Genomic DNA, 2,215 nt, shown 5'->3' with positions numbered 1-2,215 from the left:
GTACGTCCTGGGCACGGCCGGATTCCTGGCCGGCAGCGCGCTCGCGCTCATGGGCATCGCCGTCAGCAACGTACTGATGCCGGTCATCGTCAAGCGCTGGTTCCCCGACCGGGTCGGCTCCATGACCGGCCTGTACTCGATGGCGCTCGCGGCCGGCACCTCGATCGCCGCCGCGGTGACCGTGCCCATGACCGACGCCCTGGGCGGCGGCTGGCGGACCGGCCTCGCCGTCTGGGCCGCACTCGCCGCGGCCGCCGTGCTGCCGTGGGTTCCGCTGGTACGGGACCGGGGCCCGGCGGCGCCGACGGGCGGCGCACGCGCGCGTGCGGAGCAGGAGCCGCCCGCCCTGCGGATCACCCGCAGCCGTACCGCATGGGCGCTCGCCGTGTTCTTCGGGCTCCAGGCCACCGCCGCCTACATCACGATGGGCTGGATGGCACAGATCTTCCGGGACGCGGGCGTACCCGCGAGCACGGCCGGGCTGCTGCTGGCCGTCACCATGGTGATGGGCGTTCCGCTGGCCTTCGTCATCCCGCGCGTGGCCACCCGGCTGCCGCACCAGGGCCCGATCGTGGTCGCCCTGGGCGTCTGCGGCCTCGCCGGATACGCCGGCCTGTACCTCGCGCCCGCCGCCGGGGCCTGGGTCTGGGCCGTGCTGCTCGGCGTCTCGAACTGTGCCTTCCCGCTGGCACTCACCATGGTCGGGATGCGGTCGAGGACCGGCGCGGGCGTCGCCCAGCTGTCCGCCTTCGCCCAGAGCACCGGCTACCTCATCTCCATCCCCGGCCCGCTGCTGGTGGGCGTGCTGTACCAGAGCAGCGGCGGCTGGGGGGTGCCGATCCTCCTCATGGTCGTGCTGATGATCCCGCAGATGGTCGTCGGCTGGCTGGCGGGCCGCAACCGCACGGTGGAGGACGAGGCCGCCACGACGGCCTGACGGCCCCCGTGGCGCCGGCCCGCCCCGACACGCCGAAGGGCGGTTGCGGGCACCCCGCCCGGGTCCGCCCCTTCGGCAGGTGCCAGACTGGCCCCATGCCAGTGCTCGACCCGAACCCCCAGAACGGTCAGAAGAAGATGCTGATCGTCTTCGGCTCGTTCTTCGCCATCTTCATCGTCATCGCCGTCATCGCGACCCTCGCGTCACCCTGACCACCGTCCCGGCGGCCGACGGTCGGCCGATGGTGGGGCTGGCCCCCGTATCCCCTAGGGGGTGAGGGTCAGGGTCAAGTGGGTGGGTCACCGGATGGGGCGGCGGCCCCGGATTCCGTAGTTTCGAGGTGTGGCCGCGCGGAGCGGTCACCGGACCACGGAGACCAGCGGAGGCGATCATGCCGGCCCGAACGCACACCCGGCCCCACCCGGCGACCCCGGGCAGCGCCGACATCCGGCTCCCCTGGTGGGCGCTCGCCCTCCCCGCCCTCGCCTTCGTCTCCCTGCTGCTGCTGATACTGAACCCGGCGGACGCCCACGCGGCGACCGGCGACCCGGCCGTCACCCATCTCTTCGAGCGCGTCCAGCACATCGTCTCCCGTTAGCGCGCCCGGACCGCCGACCGGGCGAAGCCGCATGTCAACTCCCTGCGCCCGATGGCCTGTTTCATGCGAAGCTGGGTGTCATGAGCGTCGCAGAACCCCGCAGGATCGTCTTCTTCCGCCATGCGAAAGCCGACTGGCCACAGGTGACCGACCACGAGCGACCGCTCGCTGACCGGGGCCGTACGGACGCCGCCGTCGCCGGACGCAAGCTGGCGGACAGCGGCATCACCTTCGACCTGGCCCTGTGCTCCACCTCCGTGCGCACCAGGGAGACCTGGAAACTCGCGGTCCACGAGCTCGCGCACCGGCCGAAAACCGTCTACGAGGAGCGGGTGTACGAGGCCTCGCCGGGCGAGCTGGTCGCCGTACTCAATGAGGTGCCCGACGATGTACAGAACGTGATCCTCATCGGTCACAACCCCGGTGTGCACGGCGTGGCCGAGATCCTGGCGGGCACGGGCGAGAGCGACGCCCGCGAGCGGATGAACCGCCGTGGCTTCCCTGCCGCCGCCTTCGCCGTCGTGACGTTCGAGGGCTCCTGGAAGGCCCTGGAACCGGGCGTGGCCACGCTCACGGACTACTGGGCGCCCTCCGAGTGAGACCGGCGCGGGGGCCCCGCCGACACCGCCCCCCCCCCCCCGCCCCCCGCCCCCCCCCCGCCCCCGCCCAAACAACAAAAA

Annotated in this window: 4 protein-coding genes; all 4 read left to right on the top strand. The window is 72.6% G+C overall.

Features of this window, described 5'->3' with window-relative positions:
- The coding region (locus ABZ646_RS45430) for an MFS transporter (RefSeq protein ID WP_360533320.1) at window positions 1-937 on the top strand (937 nt) is incomplete at its 5' end.
- 95 nt (window positions 938-1,032) lie between these two features.
- A complete protein-coding gene (locus ABZ646_RS45425) occupies window positions 1,033-1,149 on the top strand; it encodes an SGM_5486 family transporter-associated protein (RefSeq protein WP_089107830.1) in 117 nt (38 codons plus the stop codon).
- Between the two features lie 179 nt (window positions 1,150-1,328).
- Window positions 1,329-1,535 carry a hypothetical protein gene (locus ABZ646_RS45420; protein ID WP_360533317.1) on the top strand — a complete coding sequence of 69 codons (207 nt, stop codon included), beginning with the start codon at window positions 1,329-1,331 and terminating at the stop codon, window positions 1,533-1,535.
- 80 nt (window positions 1,536-1,615) lie between these two features.
- Complete coding sequence (locus ABZ646_RS45415; protein WP_360533314.1) at window positions 1,616-2,134, top strand: histidine phosphatase family protein; 519 nt, start codon at window positions 1,616-1,618, stop codon at window positions 2,132-2,134.
- Window positions 2,135-2,215: the final 81 nt, after the last annotated feature.

It is taken from the genome of Streptomyces sp. NPDC007162 (genome assembly GCF_040634175.1).
Taxonomy (GTDB): domain Bacteria; phylum Actinomycetota; class Actinomycetes; order Streptomycetales; family Streptomycetaceae; genus Streptomyces.
Note: the sequence above shows the minus strand (reverse complement) of the source record. Positions and strands in the feature narration are given on the sequence as shown.